14 protein-coding genes are annotated in these 17172 nt (G+C 54.0%); 4 read left to right on the forward strand and 10 right to left on the reverse strand.

What is annotated here, in order from left to right:
• Positions 1-9: 9 nt before the first annotated feature.
• From glgA to asd, 5 genes are all read right to left on the reverse strand, one after another.
• On the reverse strand, positions 10-1443 hold the full coding sequence (glgA, locus tag CKO_RS20685; protein WP_012135534.1) for a glycogen synthase GlgA: 1434 nt from the start codon (positions 1441-1443) through the stop codon (positions 10-12).
• The gene (gene glgC, locus CKO_RS20690; RefSeq protein ID WP_024131017.1) at positions 1443-2738 is read right to left on the reverse strand and encodes a glucose-1-phosphate adenylyltransferase; all 1296 of its coding nucleotides are present in this window, start codon (positions 2736-2738) and stop codon (positions 1443-1445) included. The genes glgA and glgC overlap by 1 nt, the downstream gene beginning before the upstream one ends.
• Positions 2739-2755: 17 nt before the next feature.
• Complete coding sequence (gene glgX / locus CKO_RS20695; RefSeq protein WP_012135536.1) at positions 2756-4729, reverse strand: glycogen debranching protein GlgX; 1974 nt, start codon at positions 4727-4729, stop codon at positions 2756-2758.
• Complete coding sequence (glgB, locus tag CKO_RS20700) at positions 4726-6912, reverse strand: 1,4-alpha-glucan branching enzyme (RefSeq protein ID WP_012135537.1); 2187 nt, start codon at positions 6910-6912, stop codon at positions 4726-4728. The genes glgX and glgB overlap by 4 nt, the downstream gene beginning before the upstream one ends.
• Before the next feature lie 360 nt (positions 6913-7272).
• Entirely contained in the window at positions 7273-8379 is a 1107-nt protein-coding gene (asd, locus tag CKO_RS20705; protein ID WP_012135538.1) for an aspartate-semialdehyde dehydrogenase, read from the reverse strand.
• 191 nt (positions 8380-8570) lie between these two features.
• Between asd and yhgN the strand changes: the two genes are divergently transcribed.
• Positions 8571-9164 carry an NAAT family transporter YhgN gene (yhgN, locus tag CKO_RS20710; RefSeq protein ID WP_012135540.1) on the forward strand — a complete coding sequence of 198 codons (594 nt, stop codon included), beginning with the start codon at positions 8571-8573 and terminating at the stop codon, positions 9162-9164.
• A 102-nt stretch (positions 9165-9266) separates the two neighbouring features.
• Here yhgN and gntU read toward each other — a convergent pair whose 3' ends face one another.
• The 5 genes from gntU to CKO_RS20735 all read right to left on the reverse strand — a co-directional run bounded on the left by gntU (position 9267) and on the right by CKO_RS20735 (position 14426).
• Positions 9267-10607, reverse strand: a complete 1341-nt coding sequence (gene gntU / locus CKO_RS20715) for a gluconate transporter (protein WP_024131018.1) — start codon at positions 10605-10607, stop codon at positions 9267-9269.
• Entirely contained in the window at positions 10607-11137 is a 531-nt protein-coding gene (gene gntK / locus CKO_RS20720) for a gluconokinase (RefSeq protein ID WP_024131019.1), read from the reverse strand. The genes gntU and gntK overlap by 1 nt, the downstream gene beginning before the upstream one ends.
• Before the next feature lie 139 nt (positions 11138-11276).
• Entirely contained in the window at positions 11277-12272 is a 996-nt protein-coding gene (gene gntR / locus CKO_RS20725; RefSeq protein WP_024131020.1) for a gluconate operon transcriptional repressor GntR, read from the reverse strand.
• 296 nt (positions 12273-12568) lie between these two features.
• On the reverse strand, positions 12569-13264 hold the full coding sequence (gene yhhW, locus CKO_RS20730; protein ID WP_012135544.1) for a quercetin 2,3-dioxygenase: 696 nt from the start codon (positions 13262-13264) through the stop codon (positions 12569-12571).
• A 124-nt stretch (positions 13265-13388) separates the two neighbouring features.
• Positions 13389-14426 carry an oxidoreductase gene (locus CKO_RS20735; RefSeq protein WP_024131021.1) on the reverse strand — a complete coding sequence of 346 codons (1038 nt, stop codon included), beginning with the start codon at positions 14424-14426 and terminating at the stop codon, positions 13389-13391.
• 520 nt (positions 14427-14946) lie between these two features.
• Between CKO_RS20735 and yhhY the strand changes: the two genes are divergently transcribed.
• The 3 genes from yhhY to CKO_RS20750 all read left to right on the forward strand — a co-directional run bounded on the left by yhhY (position 14947) and on the right by CKO_RS20750 (position 17156).
• Entirely contained in the window at positions 14947-15435 is a 489-nt protein-coding gene (gene yhhY, locus CKO_RS20740; protein WP_012135546.1) for an N-acetyltransferase, read from the forward strand.
• 208 nt (positions 15436-15643) lie between these two features.
• Positions 15644-16897, forward strand: coding sequence for a type VI secretion system tube protein TssD (gene tssD / locus CKO_RS20745; protein ID WP_024131022.1), 1254 nt, complete (start codon positions 15644-15646; stop codon positions 16895-16897).
• Position 16898: 1 nt separating this feature from the next.
• On the forward strand, positions 16899-17156 hold the full coding sequence (locus CKO_RS20750) for a hypothetical protein (protein WP_012135548.1): 258 nt from the start codon (positions 16899-16901) through the stop codon (positions 17154-17156).
• Positions 17157-17172: the final 16 nt, after the last annotated feature.

A 17172-nucleotide genomic window follows, 5' to 3' on the forward strand; every position in this document is an offset into this window, starting at 1 on the left:
CCTGGATAACTATTTCAAGCGATAGTAAAGCTCGCGGTAAGACTTCGCCGCGACTTGCCAGCTAAAATCCATGGCCATAGCCTGCCGTTGCACAAACCGCCAGAGCGAAGGTCGGGACCACAACACGAAAGCACGCCGGATCGCCCGTAACAGAGACCAGGCATTACTATCTTCAAATACAAACCCACTGGCGATGCCGTCCGCCAGGTTTTCCAGCGAACTGTCCGACACCGTATCAGCAAGCCCACCGGTACGCCGCACCAGCGGCAGCGTGCCGTACTTCAGTCCGTATAACTGCGTTAAGCCGCACGGCTCAAAGCGGCTGGGCACCAGAATGACATCCGCCCCGCCCATGATGCGGTGAGAGAAGGCTTCGTGATAGCCGATCTGCACGCCCACCTGACCAGGGTGTTCCGCCGCCGCCGCTAAAAATCCTTCCTGCAATACCGGATCGCCCGCGCCCAGCAGCGCCAGTTGCCCGCCCTGCTCCAGCAATCCCGGCAACGCCTCCAGCACCAGATCCAGCCCTTTCTGGCTGGTCAGACGGCTGACCACGGCGAACAGCGGCGCTTTGTCATCCACTTTCAGCCCCATCGCAATCTGTAGCTGGCGCTTGTTCTCCGCTTTCTCCTCCAGCGAGTCACGCGTATAGCGCGCCGCCAGCAGCAGATCCGTTTCCGGGCTCCAGATTTTCTCATCCACGCCATTCAGCACGCCGGACAGACGCCCTTCCTGATGACGCTGACGCAGCAGGCCTTCCATCCCGTACGCGAACTGCGGCTCGGTAATTTCACGCGCATAGGTCGGGCTCACAGCCGTAATATGGTCGGCGTAATACAACCCCGCCTTCAGGAATGAAATCTGCCCGTTAAACTCCAGACCATGCATGTTATAGAACGACCATGGCAGTTGGATGTCATCCATGTGATGTGCATAAAACATGCCTTGATAGGCCAGGTTGTGTACGGTAAACACCGATTTCGCCGGACGCCCGCGCGCAGCCAGATACGCAGGCGCCAGGCCTGCATGCCAGTCGTGCGCATGCACCACATCCGGGCGCCAGAATGGATCAAGCCCGCAGGCCATTTCACATCCCACCCATCCCAACAGCGCAAACCGCAGGACGTTATCGGTATAGGCGAATAAATTCGTATCGTGATAAGGGCTTCCTGGACGGTCATACAGATGCGGCGCATCAATCAGGTAGATTCCCACGCCGTTATAATGCCCGAACAGGAGTGTAATTCTTCCCGCAAAGGTATCGCGCCGGGTCACTACCTGCGCATCCGGGATGCCCCGACGAATATCAGGAAATGCAGGAAGCAGCACACGAGCATCCACACCATCCGCAATCTGTGCCGCAGGCAACGCGCCAATCACATCCGCCAGACCACCTGTTTTTAGCAGGGGGAACATCTCTGAACATACATGTAAAACCTGCATTATCGCTCCTGTTTGACCTGCAATTTGCGCAGCATTTCACGCGTGACCAGCACAATGCCTTCCTCTGAACGGTAGAAACGACGGGCATCTTCTTCCGCGTTTTCGCCAATCACCATCCCTTCCGGGATTACGCAGGCGCGATCGATGATGCAACGACGCAAGCGGCATGAGCGTCCAACCCAGACCTCTGGCAGCAGGACTGCCGAATCGATGTTACAGAATGAGTTCACCCTCACGCGCGGGAACAGGACGGACTGCACCACCACCGAACCGGATATAATGCACCCGCCGGAGACCAGCGAGTTGAGCGTCATGCCGTGGCTGCCGGAGCGATCCTGAACAAATTTCGCAGGCGGCAGAGACTCCATGTGCGTGCGGATCGGCCAGTCCTGATCATACATGTCGAGTTCCGGCGTCACCGAGGCCAGGTCGAGGTTGGCTTTCCAGTAGGCTTCCAGCGTGCCCACATCGCGCCAGTAAGGCTCAGATTCGGGATCGGACTGCACGCAGGACAGCGGGAATGGATGCGCATATGCCATACCAGCTTTGGTGATTTTTGGGATGATATCTTTACCGAAATCGTGGCTGGAGGTGTCGTCTTTGTCGTCCTCCTCCAGCAACTCATACAGATAATCGGCGTTGAAAATGTAGATCCCCATGCTGGCGAGAGATTTCGTCGCGTCGCCAGGCATGGCTGGCGGATTCGCCGGTTTTTCAACAAACTCGATGATCTTGTCGCTCTCGTCCACCGCCATCACGCCAAACGCGGTGGCCTCTTCAATCGGCACCGGCATACACGCCACGGTACAGCGCGCTCCTTTTTCGAAGTGGTCGATCAGCATGCGCGAGTAGTCCTGCTTGTAGATATGATCGCCCGCGAGGATCACCACATATTCCGCTTTATAGCGACGAATGATGTCCAGGTTCTGGGTCACGGCATCCGCCGTTCCACGATACCAGTTTTCGCCCTGCATCCTTTGCTGGGCGGGAAGCAGGTCGACGAATTCGTTCATCTCTTCGCTGAAGAATGACCAGCCGCGCTGAATATGCTGTACCAGAGTATGAGACTGGTATTGCGTGATCACGCCAATACGGCGGATCCCGGAGTTAATACAGTTGGATAAGGCAAAATCGATGATGCGGAACTTACCGCCAAAGTGCACGGCAGGTTTGGCACGTTTGTTGGTTAAATCTTTCAGGCGTGTACCACGGCCACCGGCCAGGATCAGGGCAACAGATTTTAATGGCAGCTGGCGCGCCAACATTACACGATCGTTCTTCTCTAAACTCACCATGACTAACTCCTTTTTTATCATCTCTGGAACACACACAGTCCGTGCGCAGGTCCCTGCCAGACAGCCGTAATCACCGGATTATCCTCTCCAGCGAATGGGGGAATAGCGTGCCACTCCCCTTCAGGTAAAACGATATCTGTCACCTCAAGCGTGGCGTTTATCGCGATAAGGAAGCGGTCTGAAAGCAGGATCTGCATCTGTTTCGGCCCGTTTTCCCACTCGCCCGCGCTTAAGGGCTCTGCATTTTTATTCAGCCAACGAACATTGCCGTCATTTTCTTCCCACCAGCGATTTCCCACTAATGCCGGTATCTGCTGGCGAAGATGAATCAATGCAGCGGTAAAGGTGGTTAGCCCACTGTTTGCCTGCTGCCAGTCCAGCCAGGTTAACGCGTTATCCTGGCAGTAAGCGTTATTGTTGCCGTGCTGGCTATGGCCGTGTTCATCGCCCGCCAGCAGCATCGGCGTTCCCTGAGAGAGCAACAACGTGGTCAGCAGGGCGTGAATGCTGTCGCGCCGCCGTTCAATCAGATCCAGCGTGCCGCCTAATCCCTCTTTACCATGATTATCACTGTAATTGTTGTTGGTGCCGTCCCGATTTTCCTCACCGTTCGCCTCATTGTGTTTCTGATTGAAACAAACACAGTCGCGCAGCGTAAAACCGTCATGCGCGGTGATCAGATTGACGGACGCATTGGGCAGGCGATCGTGGCGTTTAAACACATCGCTGGAACCGGCGAAACGTCCGGCAAACTCACCGAGGGGCAGATTGCGTTGCAACCAGAAGCGGCGGGCCGCGTCACGGAAATGGTCGTTCCACTCGGCAAACGGCGGCGGGAAATTCCCCACCTGATAGCCGCCTTCGCCGATATCCCAGGGCTCAGCAATGAGCTTCACGCTCGACAATACCGGGCAATTGTTGATGGCGGTAAACAGCGGCGCATCCTGACGGAACGCTGGGGTGCGCCCCATCACGGAGGCCAGATCAAAACGAAAACCGTCCACATGGCATGTTTCAACCCAGTAGCGCAGGCACTCGCACGCAAACTCCACCACGCCGGGATGGCTCAGATTGAGGGTGTTGCCGCAGCCGGTCCAGTTGTGATAGTCGCCATCCTCCTTGATCCAATAATAGCTACGGTTGTCGATTCCGCGCAGGGAGAAGAGCGGCCCGTCGAGATCCAGCTCCGCACTATGGTTCAGCACAATATCAAGAATGACTTCAATACCGGCTTTATGCAGCGCTTTGATGGCATCGCGAAACTCATCCAGCGCCGTTTCCGGGGAGCAGGCATAAGCCGGATGCAGCGCGAACATCGCCACCGGGTTATAGCCCCAGTAATTCGACAGCCCCAGGCGCTGTAAGCGCGGTTCACTGGCAAAATGCGCCACCGGCAACAGCTCCAGCGCGGTAATGCCCAACTGCTTGAAATACGCGATCATCACCGGATGGCCCAGCGCCTTCCAGGTGCCGCGAATCTCTGACGGGATCGCCGGATGCAGGTACGTCAGCCCCTTCACATGCGCTTCGTAGATGACCGTGTTGCCCCACGGCGTGCGCGGCGCGGCGTCATCTTCCCAGTCATAGCGGTCGGCGGTGACAACGCACTTCAGGGCAACGGCGGCATTATCACGATGGTCCGGCTCGTCGTACCCGCCGTGCAGCAGCGGGTTATCCTTCAGCTCTCCTTCAACGCGGCGAGCGCAGGGATCGATAAGCAGTTTTGCCGGGTTAAAGCGGTGCCCTTGCGCGGGTTGCCACGGGCCGTGTACGCGATACCCGTAGCGCAGGCCGGGTCTGGCGTCGGCAAGGTAGCCGTGCCAGACATCGCCGCTGCGCCCCGGCAGGTCATACCGCTGCTCATTGCCGAGCGCATCAAACACGCACAGTTCAACGCGCTCTGCATGCGCCGAAAAAAGCGTGAAGTTGACGCCATGACCGTCATACGTCGCGCCATGCGGTGTCGCTTTGCCGGTTGCCAGTTGCGTCATTCACCCTCCCGCACAAGCCAGATGGTGGCCAGCGGCGGCAGCGTCAGACTCAATGAGTGCTGGCGGCCGTGGCTGGCGATCTCGTCGCTGTGCACCACCCCGCCGTTGCCGGTATTGCTGCCGTGGTAGTGCATGGAGTCGGTATTCACAATCTCCCGCCATTTCCCTGGCTGATTGATGCCAAAACGATAGTCATGGCGCGGCACCGGGGTAAAGTTGCTGGCGACGATGATTTCATTGCCGACTTTATCGCGGCGGACAAAAATCAGCACCGAACGTTCGTTATCATCCACCACCAGCCATTCAAAACCGTAAGCGTCAAAATCAAGTTCATGCAGCGCTTTATGGTGGCGATAGGTATGGTTGAGATCGCGCACCAGCCGCTGTACGCCGTGGTGCCAGTTGTCGCCGCCTTCCAGCAGATGCCAGTCAAGGCTGGCGTCGTGGTTCCACTCGCGCCCCTGGGCGAACTCGTTGCCCATAAACAGCAGTTTCTTACCGGGGAACGCCCACATCCAGCCGTAATAGGCGCGCAGGTTGGCGAATTTCTGCCAGGCGTCGCCAGGCATACGGTCGAGAATCGATTTTTTGCCATGCACCACTTCGTCATGCGACAGCGGCAGGACAAAGTTTTCGGTGTAGTTGTAGAGCATGCCGAAGGTCAGCTTATCGTGATGATACTGGCGATGAACCGGGTCCAGCTTCATGTAGTCCAGCGTGTCATGCATCCAGCCCAGGTTCCATTTGTACCAGAAACCCAGTCCGCCCATATCCTGTGGTCGGGACACGCCAGCGAAGTCAGTGGACTCCTCGGCCATGCTCACCGCGCCAGACACCTGTTCTCCCAGAATACGGTTGGTATTGCGTAAGAACTCAATGGCTTCCAGGTTCTCACGCCCGCCGAACTCGTTGGGGATCCACTCGCCTTCTTTGCGGCTGTAGTCGCGGTAAATCATCGACGCCACGGCGTCTACACGCAGCGCATCAATGCCGAAACGCTCAATCCAGTAAAGCGCGTTCCCGACCAGATAGTTGCTGACTTCACGGCGCCCGTAGTTATAGATAAGCGTGTTCCAGTCCTGGTGATACCCTTCGCGCGGGTCGCTGTGCTCATACAGTTTGGTGCCATCGAAATCCGCCAGACCAAAATCATCCGACGGGAAGTGGCCCGGCACCCAGTCAAGAATGACGTTCAGACCCGCCTGATGAGCGGCATTGATGAAATAGCGGAAGTCATCGCGCGTGCCGAAACGGCGGGTCGGCGCATACAGCCCGGTCGGCTGGTAGCCCCAGCTGCCATCAAAGGGATGTTCATTAACAGGAAGCAGTTCGAGGTGGGTAAAGCCCATCCATTTTACGTATGGAATAAGCTGATCCGCCAGTTCGCGGTAGCTCAGCCAGAAATTGTTATCGGTATGACGACGCCACGAGCCCAGATGCACTTCATAGATGGAGACTGGCGCATCGAACCGGTTGGCTTGTTTGCGCTCTTCCGTCTGCACCACTTTTTCCGGTAGACCGCAGATCAGCGAGGCCGTTTCCGGGCGCATTTGCGCTTCAAACGCATACGGGTCGGCTTTGATTCTCAGCTTGCCATGCGCATCGATCATCTCGAACTTGTACAACTGACCGTGTTGCGCGCCGGGAATAAACAGCTCCCAGATACCGCTTTCTTTGCGCAGGCGCATCGGGTGGCGGCGGCCATCCCAGTAGTTGAATTGCCCAACGACGGAGACGCGCTGGGCATTCGGCGCCCAGACGGAAAAACGGGTTCCAGTAACGCCGTCCATTGTGTCGGCATGTGCGCCCAGCGTTTCATACGGGCGTAAATGCGTGCCTTCAGACAGTAACCAGGCATCCATTTCCTGGATCAGCGGGCCAAAACGGTAAGGATCGTCAATCAGATTCTGCTGTCCATGCCAGACAACAGCGAGCTGATAGCGAAAGAAATTTTTGCGTCGGGGGAGCACACCGCTAAAAAAACCGCGTGAGTCGATACATTCCAGTTTGCCGACTTTACGTCCGGTTTTCGGTTCAATCACCCACACTTCGGTGGCATCAGGCAATAGGGCGCGGACTTCCAGTCCCGCGGTGGTTTGGTGCATACCAAGTACGGAAAAAGGGTCCGCAAAATGGCCCGCAATTAGCGCATTAATCACGTCTCTATCGATACGATCGGACATGGCTGTCTTCCTGTTTTATGGTGTCACCCCTTCCAACTGATCTTCGACATCAGGTTGTGACACTTCTTTGACCTGAACGGCGCAGCACCAATGTGCATCCTCTCTGCCCCGTCCCACCTTCAGGCTAAGGCTTAATACCTCCGGTATTAAGACACCCTTAAAGAATAGCCAATGCTTTATCTTACTCCTGGTAAATATTGGAACATCTGCGCTTACTCCTGTATTACGCAAAAAAAGGGTGACTCAGCACCCAACATTTAAACTCTGTTTTGTTTGCCGGATGGCGGCGATGCGTTATCCGGCCTGATGATTCACGTTATTGGTGGGCCTGATAAGCGTCGCGCCACCAGGCCATCACAATTACGCCAGCTGACGCAGCATACGGCGCAGCGGTTCTGCCGCGCCCCAAAGCAGCTGATCGCCAACGGTAAAGGCGGAGAGGAACTCCGGCCCCATGTTCAGCTTACGCAGGCGGCCAACCGGCGTGGTGAGCGTGCCAGTAACGGCTGCCGGGGTTAACTCACGCAGGGTAATATCACGATCGTTGGGTACCACTTTCGCCCACGGGTTGTGCGCGGCCAGCAGTTCTTCCACGGTCGGAACAGACACGTCTTTTTTCAGTTTAATGGTGAACGCCTGGCTGTGGCAGCGCAGCGCGCCGACGCGCACGCACAGACCATCCACCGGGATCACGGAAGAGGTGTTGAGAATTTTGTTGGTTTCCGCCTGGCCCTTCCACTCTTCGCGGCTCTGGCCGTTATCGAGCTGTTTGTCGATCCACGGAATCAGGCTGCCCGCCAGCGGTACGCCAAAGTTATCAACCGGCAGGTCGCCGCTGCGGGTCAGGGTCGTCACTTTGCGCTCAATGTCGAGGATCGCGGAAGAAGGGGTCGCCAGCTCATCGGCTACGTGACCGTACAAGTGGCCCATCTGCGCCAGCAGTTCGCGCATATGACGCGCGCCGCCGCCGGACGCCGCCTGGTAAGTCGCAACAGAAACCCAGTCCACCAGGTCATTAGCAAACAGACCGCCCAGCGACATCAGCATCAGGCTGACGGTACAGTTACCGCCGACGAAGGTTTTAATGCCGTTGTTCAGGCCGTCGGTAATGACATCCTGATTAACCGGATCAAGAATAATGATGGCGTCGTCTTTCATGCGCAGCGAGGATGCCGCGTCAATCCAGTAGCCCTGCCAGCCGCTTTCACGGAGCTTTGGATAGATTTCGTTGGTATAATCGCCGCCCTGACAGGTCACAATGATATCAAGCGCCTTCAGCGCGTCGAGATCAAAGGCATCCTGAAGTGTGCCGCCGGGCGTACCGCCGAACGTCGGCGCTGCCTGCCCAAGCTGGGAAGTAGAAAAGAAAACAGGGCGAATGGCATCGAAGTCGCGCTCTTCAACCATGCGTTGCATGAGTACAGAGCCGACCATACCGCGCCAGCCGATAAAACCAACATTTTTCATAGCGTTTTTTTCCTGCAAAGATGTGTGCTGTGTATGCAAACCAGTGTCCTACTGGTTCTTCCTTCACCATACAAAAAGCAGCCAAAGTCGCAAGTGAAATTAATCAATGATAGCGAAGCCATCAGTAATGCGACTTATCCCGCTTCCTAAGCAAGCAGAAAGTCCGCAGTAATTATCAGGGAATTTGAGTTATGAATGAAATCATTTCAGCGGCAGTTTTATTGATCCTGATTATGGATCCACTCGGAAACCTGCCCATTTTCATGTCCGTACTGAAACATACCGAACCAAAGCGCCGCCGGGCGATTATGGTTCGCGAGCTGTTTATTGCGCTTTTACTGATGCTCATTTTCCTGTTTGCGGGCGAGAAAATTTTGGCCTTTCTCAACCTGCGGGCGGAAACCGTGTCGATCTCCGGGGGGATTATTCTGTTCCTGATCGCCATTAAGATGATTTTCCCCAGCGCATCAGGCAACAGCGCCGGACTCCCGGCGGGCGAAGAACCGTTTATCGTACCGCTGGCTATCCCTCTGGTGGCGGGCCCGACCATCCTGGCGACGCTGATGCTGTTATCGCATCAGTATCCGAACCAGATGGGGCATCTGGTCATCGCTCTGCTGATCGCCTGGGGCGGCACGTTTGTGATTCTGCTGCAATCGTCGCTGTTCCTGCGTCTGCTGGGCGAGAAAGGGGTTAACGCGCTGGAACGTCTGATGGGGTTGATTCTGGTGATGATGGCGACCCAAATGTTCCTGGACGGCATTCGGATGTGGATGAAAGGCTGAGGATGTAAAAAAGCCGGGTGGCGCTTGCGCTTACCCGGCCTACGGTGTGGATATGTGCTCACTTGTAGGCCCGGTAAGCGGCGCGCCACCGGGCAACAAGACTCAGCTCAGAAGCTGGAACGCAACCATACCGACAATCGCGCCGACGGTGCCGAGAATAGTTTCCATCATCGTCCAGGTCTTCAGCGTTTGCGCTTCGGTCGCGCCAGTGAATTTACCGAACAGCCAGAAACCGGCGTCGTTTACGTGGCTGACCACGATAGAACCGCCCGCGATACAGATAGACAATGCCGCCATCTGCGCGCCGGAGAAGTTCAGTTGTTCCACCACCGGCATCACCAGCCCCACCGCCGTTAAGCACGCGACGGTCGCGGAACCCTGAATGATACGCACCGCTGCCGCCAGCACGAAGCAGGTGATGGCAATCGGCAAGCCCATGCCGGTTAACGCTTCGCCCAGCGCCGGGCCAACGCCGGAATCCACCAGAACCTGCTTGAACACGCCGCCTGCGCCAATCACCAACAGAATAATGCCCGCCGGTTGCAGCGCCTGACCGCAGATCGCCATGACTTTATCTTTCGCCATCCCCTGACGCACCGCCAGGCCATAGATTGCCACCAGGCACGCCACCAGAATCGCGGTGAACGGGTGGCCGATAAACTCAAACCATTCGTAAGCGCTGGAACCTTCCGCGACAAAGCGCGCGGCGATCGTTTTCAGCCCCACCAGCACCAGCGGCAGCAGGATCAGCGAGAGGCTGAAGCCAAATGACGGCATTTTACCTTCGCCCAGATGCGGTTCGGTAATGTCGTCCGGGACATGCAGTTCCACATAGCGGCCAATGAAATTACCAAACAGCGGCCCGGCGATGATCATGCCAGGGATTGCCGCGCACAGACCAATCAGGATCATCCAGCCAAAATCAGCGTGCATTTGGGACGCCAGCAGCATCGGCGCAGGCCCGGGCAGCAGAAACGCCGCAGCCGCCGCCACGCCCGCAAACAGCGGAATGACCAGCTTCACAAGGTTTGTTCCGGTATGGCGCGCCATAGAGAATGCGACGCTGATCAGCAGCACAATGGCGACTTCAAAGAACAGCGGCAGCGCGCAAATCAGCCCCGCCAGACCAATCGCGTAATGCGCGCGGCTGTGGCCGAAAGATTTGAGCATTTTGACGGCAATCTGATCGACTGCGCCCGTCTCATGCAAAATTTTGCCGAACATGGCGCCCAGTGCGACGACAATCGCCAGGAAGCCAAGCGTACCGCCCATCCCTTTTTCCATCGTCGCCGCGATTTTATCGAGCGGCATACCGGAAAAGAGACCTGCGCCAATAGACACCACCATCAAAGCAACGAAGGCGTGCATACGCGCCTTCATCACTAAAAACAGCAGCAGTAAAACAGAACCTACTGCTGTTAAAACAAGCGTTAATGTACTCACTACTTACTGCCTTTGTTAATGACCTCAATGGTGCTTGCCACGACACCTTCCAGCGGCTGATCGATATTCACCACCAGTACATCGCTCTCGTCAGCGCCCGGCTCTTCCAGCGTGTCAAACTGAGTTACCAGCATCTGCGTTTTAAAGAAGTGGCCTTTACGTGCCTTCAGGCGGCTTTCGATAACGTCAAAATCCCCTTTCAGGTAGATGAAAGACAGGTTTGGATTACCGTCGCGCAGCAGGTCGCGATAGTGTTTTTTCAGTGCGGAACAGACAATCAGCGATACCTTATTGGTTCGCTGCATCGCAAACGCCGCATCGTTCAGCGCCTGTAACCACGGCTTGCGGTCGTCGTCATTCAACGGCTCGCCGGAGGCCATTTTCATGATGTTGCAACGCGGATGGAGAAAATCGCCATCAAGAAACGCGGCATGCAGCTGATGCGCCACTTCGCTGGCGACAGCGGATTTGCCACTGCCTGATACGCCCATCAGAACGTAAATGTGGTGATCATGGTTAGTCGTGCTCAAAGTGGTGCCCCCACAGTACAAGGATCAGGAATTGTTACGGGTAACTGTTATCGGTAACATTGTCCGGCCGGACCAGAATAGAAGCAATATCCATTCGTGGCAGAAGTGAATAAGTGTGAGCTACTTCAAATTTGTTGGACTAAATAGATCCACCCGGTGACAAGGTGAAACCTAAATCTAACATTTTAGGCGTCACCGCTTCACCGCGTATGCGCGCCAGCAGGCGCTCTGCGCCGATACTGCCCATCCGCTCACGCGGCGTGAGTACGCTGGCCAGACGCGGTTCCATCACCTGACCAATGTCGTGGCCGTGGAAACCGGCAATCGCCATATCATCAGGAATTTTGAGCCCTAAACGCTGGCATTCGAACGCCGCCCCGACGGCAAGGTCATCGTTGGTACAGAAAATACCGTCCAGTTGTGGGTATTCACGTCTTGCCTGGCGGATCAGCTCAATCCCGGAAGAGTAAGACGACGATTGCTCCACCATCACGCTGTAGGGCACCAGCCCGGCGTCCAGCATGGCCTGTTCATAGCCCTTCTGTTTGATGATAGTACGTTCGTCGAGGCGCGCCCCCAGATAGGCGATATGACGATGGCCACGCGCGATAATCGCGGCGGTCATCTGACGCGCGGCTTCAAAGTTGTCAAAACCGACGGCGATATCGAGGCATGGCGATTTGCTGTCCATCAGCTCCACCACCGGAATGCCCGCGACTTCAATCATTTTGAGCGTGCGCGGCGTATGGGTACGTTCAGTGAGGATTAACCCGTCAATGTTCCATGACAGCATCGACTCCAGACGTTCCTGCTCCATTTCCGGCTTATAGCCGTAGTGCGCCAGCATCGTCTGATAGCCGTGGGCATCGGTGACGGTCTCAATTCCGCGTAACACCTCGGCGAAAACCTGGTTGGTTAACGACGGCAGCAGAACGCCCACCGCACGGCTGGTCGCGTTAGAAAGAATATCGGGAGCACGATTGGGAATGTAACCCAGTTCATCAAGTGCAGCAGCGATCTTGCCCCGCAGCGCGACGGAGACCTGCTCCGGGTTACGCAGAAAACGGCTGACCGTCATTTTGGTCACGCCTACGCGGTCAGCCACATCCTGAAGTACGGGTCTTTTCTTTTTCATCGTCCTGAAAGGCATAAAAGGGATAGATTTCCCCAGTTTACCACGGACGTGCATGAACCTTCGCAGAGAAAACTAAGGTTGTTTTTGTATTGTGAGAAATACACTAAATCATTCGAGTTGCATCAAGGCGGCGACGCAGTGACAAATTCGTCAGGAACGAATTTGAACAACCGAAGGTTGCCTCTGGTGAGGGACAAGGATGTCCCTCATTAAATCCCCGGAAGCGTACATCAAGTACGCGACCGGGGTAAGCCAGGAAGCCAACAAAGATGCGGCTTGAAGGATGACGTGTATTTTTAAACTGGCGGCAGGTCGAACAGTAACACTTCGCTATCGCTGTCGGCATGGATGGAGATCGCCTGCTCATCCCAAATCGCCAGACCGTCGCTGGTAGACGCTTTGGTGCCGTTAATGGTGACGTTACCTTTCACCACCTGAATCCAGATGCGGCGTTCGGCGGAGATCTGGTGTACCGACTGTTCGTCTTTCAGCAGCGCCCAACGGTACAGCTCCATATCCTGATTCACTTTCAGCGAACCGTCGCGCGCATCCGGCGACAGCACCAGCTGTTTGCCCTGTACGGCGTCAAAACGACGCTGCTCGTAACGCGGCGTAATCCCGTTTTCCTGCGGCATGATCCAAATCTGATACAAACGCAGGCGGTCGGTATTGCTCGGGTTGTATTCCGAGTGACGAATGCCCGTCCCGGCGCTCATTATCTGGAACTCACCGGCAGGAACCTGCTCTTTGTTACCCATGCTGTCCTGGTGTTCCACTGCGCCTTCCAGCACATAGGTCAGGATTTCCATGTCTTTATGCGGGTGCGTCCCAAAGCCCTGGCCTGCTTCAATAACGTCATCGTTAATCACGCGCAGTGCCGAGAAGCCCATAAAGTTAGGGTCATAGTAGTTTGCAAAAGAAAAAGTATGCCAGGAATCCAGCCAGCCATGATTCGCATGACCACGGTCGTTTGCTTTGCGTAAGTAGATCATTGTATTCACCCCCCAGATGTTTTCGATGGAGTAAGTGTGAACCCAATCCAGACGGGATCATAGAGGGTGAAAATTGACTCCTCTGTTCAAAAATTATGAACAAGCCCAGAGACGTTGATTTTGTTTATTTCGCAAGGGTTACTGTGGCCGGAGACGCCTGTTCAAACGCCCGTTCAAGGATCTCAAGGTTGGTGAGAACGTCAGATTCCTTGACGTAATTCGGCACGCCATGCGTGAGGGTCTCGAACAGGGCGTCATAAACGCGGCCATAGTCGCCGACCTCCGGTTTCATCTCTTCTTTCACCGTCACGCCTTCGTCATTAACGTATTCCAGCAGGCCGACAGAATCATCCGCCGCAAACCCCGGTTCGCCGGGCATGATATTGGCCTTCAGGCTGGTTTCCTGCTGGTCGATGCCGTACTTCACAAACGAGCCTCTGGTGCCGTGAACGATAAATTTCGGGTAATCGATCTTCACTAAATGGCTGGTTTTAACGATGGCTTTCAGATCGCCGTAAAACAGCTGCGCTTCGAACGTATCATCCGGGTTGGCTTTATTGCGCAGGCTGCGGATGTCATAGGCCACATGGTCCGGGCGTCCGAACAGCGAAATAATTTGATCCATCGTATGCACGCCGAGGCCGTAAAACGCGCCATCCTGCGGCAGGCCAGGTTTGGTTTCCGCAACCGGTCGGTAGTAATCAAAGTGGCTTTCAACTTCAACAATCTCGCCCAGTTTACCGCTCTCAATCGCTTTTTTGGCGGTCAGGAAACAGGAGTCAAAGCGGCGGTTCTGGTACGGCGTGACGGTCAGCCCTTTGCTCCGCGCCAGTTCGAACAACACTTTCGCCTCGGCAAGCGTTGGCGTAAACGGTTTTTCCACCAGCACGTTTTTTCCCGCCTCCAGCGCGCGCCGGGCGTAGTCAAAATGGCTGTCCGCATGGGTACAGACGATCACCAGTTTTACCTGCGGATCGTTCAGCACTTCATCAAGATCGCTGGTGAAGTGAATATGCGAGTAGATCGGCGCCTGCTCTTCCGGCTTCGCGTGACGGCGGAAGATATGCGCAACATGCCAGCTGCCTTTACGGTTAAGAACATACGGCAGATGGTAGCGGGTGGTGCTTTTACCAAAGCCAATAAATGCGCAGTGTAAGGTCATGGGAGTGTCCTTTTTGAAAGGTGATTGCATACACCATAGCGCAAACAACATGTGGGAAATAGCGGTGAAACGATCGTAGGCTGGATAAGCATAAGCGCCATCCGGCGTCACAAGAGCCATTGCCGGATGACGGCTTTGCCTTATCCGGCCTACAAAAGAAGAAGCCTCAAGATCGGTCGTCGGCGTCGCGGTCAGTTTGTTCACGGCAAGCGCGCAGGGCCCGGAGCGTACTAAATGTACGTGAGGAGCACGAGCACTTCCCGGGGACAAAATGACAAGTAAGCCAGGCCGAACACCCAGCTCAAAAAAAAAGCCAGCACCCGGCTGGCTAAAGTAATACTGGAAGCAATGTGAGCAATGTCGTGCTTTCAGGTTCTCCGCAAGGGTCTCCCTGAACGCAGAGCAATAATAATCATTCTCATTCGCACTTGTCCAATACTTTTTGCAAAAAAATGCAGTTGACTCCGTTTTTAAAGTCAATGATGTTTAAAAGGACTTTTAACCTGCTAAGGACACAGAAATGAGCGAGATAGTGATACGCCACGCGGAACCAAAAGATTACGACGCAATTCGTCAGATCCATGCCCAGCCGGAGGTGTATCACAACACGCTACAGGTTCCTCATCCTTCCAGTGCGATGTGGCAGGAGCGGTTAGCCGACCAGCCCGGCATCAAACAGCTGGTCGCCTGTATTGACGATACTGTCGTTGGGCATCTCACCATTGCGGTCATCCAGCGTCCGCGCCGCAGCCATGTCGCCGATTTTGGCATCAGCGTTGATGCGCGGTGGCAAAACCGTGGGGTCGCCAGCGCGCTGCTCCGTACCATGATCGACATGTGCGATAACTGGCTGCGCGTGGAGCGTATCGAGCTAACGGTATTTGTCGATAATGAACCCGCCGTGGCGGTCTACAAGAAGCATGGTTTTGAGATTGAAGGCTCCGGCAAGAAGTACGCACTGCGTAACGGTGAGTATGTCGACGCATACTTTATGGCGCGGGTGAAGTAATTTTCGCCTCCCCTCTCTCCAGGAGAGGGGAATATCCCGTAATTAAAAGTAGTCCGGCCCAATTCAGAATATCCTCAATAATATTTGGCTAAAGTGAAAACATTTATTAATTCTGTATACGAATCTGAGAATAGAGCGTAAACAGATAATAAAGAAAGGATTCACGGCTAATACATTTAGCATGCCGTTATTAAAGGATAAGATAATAATGGGAAATATTGTCTACCTGACAATTGCAGGGGAGCTGCAAGGTGCTATTTCCGATGGATGTGGAAGCACTGCCTCAGTGGGCAACCGCTGGCAAACCGGACACGAGGATGAAATTTTCGTATTTTCACTCTCGAATAGCATAACCAGTACTGGTAAAGGTTCTCAACTGCATGGACTGCGATTTTGTAAACTGATCGATAAAAGCACACCGTTGTTTGTTAATGCTATTAACAACAACGAGCAGTTGTATATGGAGTTTTATTTCTACCGCATCAATAGATTCGGTAGATGGGAGAAGTATTATTATATTCAACTGCGGGGAGCATTTCTATCAGGTATTCAACACCAATTCAGCGAAAATAATTTAGATACAGAAACAATAACCATCAGCTATGAATATATCCTCTGCAAACACCTTATTGCCAACACTGAGTTTAGCTACCTGGCGTTGCCCGAGAACTACAACCGCCTGTTTATCCCCCGTCCAAAAACACCCGCAGATAACAGCCTCAAAACGTTAAACAGCAAAGGGGTTGGCAGATTGCTTGCCGCCGGAGGTATCTACAACGGGAATATCGAAGGTTTCAGGGAAACGGCAGAAAAGTTGGGAGGAGATGCGATTAAGGGATATGATCACGTCCTGAATGATCAAACGAAAGGAACCATAATAGCCTTAGCATCAATCGCTTCTGTCTTTGGTATGGGGCGGTTAGGATTAGCTTCGGAGGTGGAAAAGTTCGGACAGGCAAAAGTCTGGAAGACACTATCAGTTCCAGATAGCATTGACACCACTACCATTGCAACAACAGGACAAAATTACCGCGCAATTGCCGCTGGTGCTGAAGACTTGAGTGTTGCACAAACAAAAACGCTGACACAATTGCCCAAAATGGGCTCAAGAATTATTGTAACCAAAGGCTTTGGACAGAATGATTTAGCAGCGCTTAGTGCAGCTACAGGTGACGAGTTTGCAATGTTTACAACAGGTGGTAGAAGATTGATTATTCGCGGAAATGCAACCGGAGTACCAATAGGTATTGTTGAAGCTGAAGAGCTTGCTACTAAAGGTTGGCGATGGTCCAGCCATGTTCATCCAGATGGAACCTTAAGATCTTCTCTTGGTGATAGAGCGATTTTGAAGATATTTAAGGATCACAATTTGAATAGTAAGAGTTCTATATCTGATCCTTATGGACGCAGGTTCAACTTTTCACCTGATGGCGATTTAATTAGCCCAGAATGGAGACCATAGAATGAAAAAAATACCTTTAGACATTTTAGAACGAAAAGCAAAAGAAATTAGCAGAAAGACATTGGGTGATTATATATTGCCAGACAATATATTTTCACAATTGGCTTCAGGAGTAATTATTGATGGTGACGACAGAGTTTTTGTGCTGTTCATTCCTAAAGAGCTAGCAAAAGATACAATAGACATACTTAGAATAAGAATGAATATTTATTCAGGAGAAGGTTTTGTAGAATATATTGGGCTTGAGCGGAAAAAGTAGAAATCCAGATAATAAA

Source organism: Citrobacter koseri ATCC BAA-895, assembly GCF_000018045.1.
In the GTDB taxonomy this organism is placed as follows: Bacteria; Pseudomonadota; Gammaproteobacteria; order Enterobacterales; family Enterobacteriaceae; genus Citrobacter_B; species Citrobacter_B koseri.

Bases quoted from the DNA above. Each gene is read 5' to 3' on its own strand.
- yhhW (WP_012135544.1), bottom strand. From the start codon at position 13,264: ATGATCTACTTACGCAAAGCAAACGACCGTGGTCATGCGAATCATGGC.
- yhhY (WP_012135546.1), top strand. From the start codon at position 14,947: ATGAGCGAGATAGTGATACGCCACGCGGAACCAAAAGATTACGACGCA.
- asd (WP_012135538.1), bottom strand. From the start codon at position 8,379: ATGAAAAATGTTGGTTTTATCGGCTGGCGCGGTATGGTCGGCTCTGTA.
- CKO_RS20735 (WP_024131021.1), bottom strand. From the start codon at position 14,426: ATGACCTTACACTGCGCATTTATTGGCTTTGGTAAAAGCACCACCCGC.
- glgB (WP_012135537.1), bottom strand. From the start codon at position 6,912: ATGTCCGATCGTATCGATAGAGACGTGATTAATGCGCTAATTGCGGGC.
- CKO_RS20750 (WP_012135548.1), top strand. From the start codon at position 16,899: ATGAAAAAAATACCTTTAGACATTTTAGAACGAAAAGCAAAAGAAATT.
- yhgN (WP_012135540.1), top strand. From the start codon at position 8,571: ATGAATGAAATCATTTCAGCGGCAGTTTTATTGATCCTGATTATGGAT.
- glgX (WP_012135536.1), bottom strand. From the start codon at position 4,729: ATGACGCAACTGGCAACCGGCAAAGCGACACCGCATGGCGCGACGTAT.
- gntR (WP_024131020.1), bottom strand. From the start codon at position 12,272: ATGAAAAAGAAAAGACCCGTACTTCAGGATGTGGCTGACCGCGTAGGC.
- glgA (WP_012135534.1), bottom strand. From the start codon at position 1,443: ATGCAGGTTTTACATGTATGTTCAGAGATGTTCCCCCTGCTAAAAACA.
- tssD (WP_024131022.1), top strand. From the start codon at position 15,644: ATGGGAAATATTGTCTACCTGACAATTGCAGGGGAGCTGCAAGGTGCT.
- glgC (WP_024131017.1), bottom strand. From the start codon at position 2,738: ATGGTGAGTTTAGAGAAGAACGATCGTGTAATGTTGGCGCGCCAGCTG.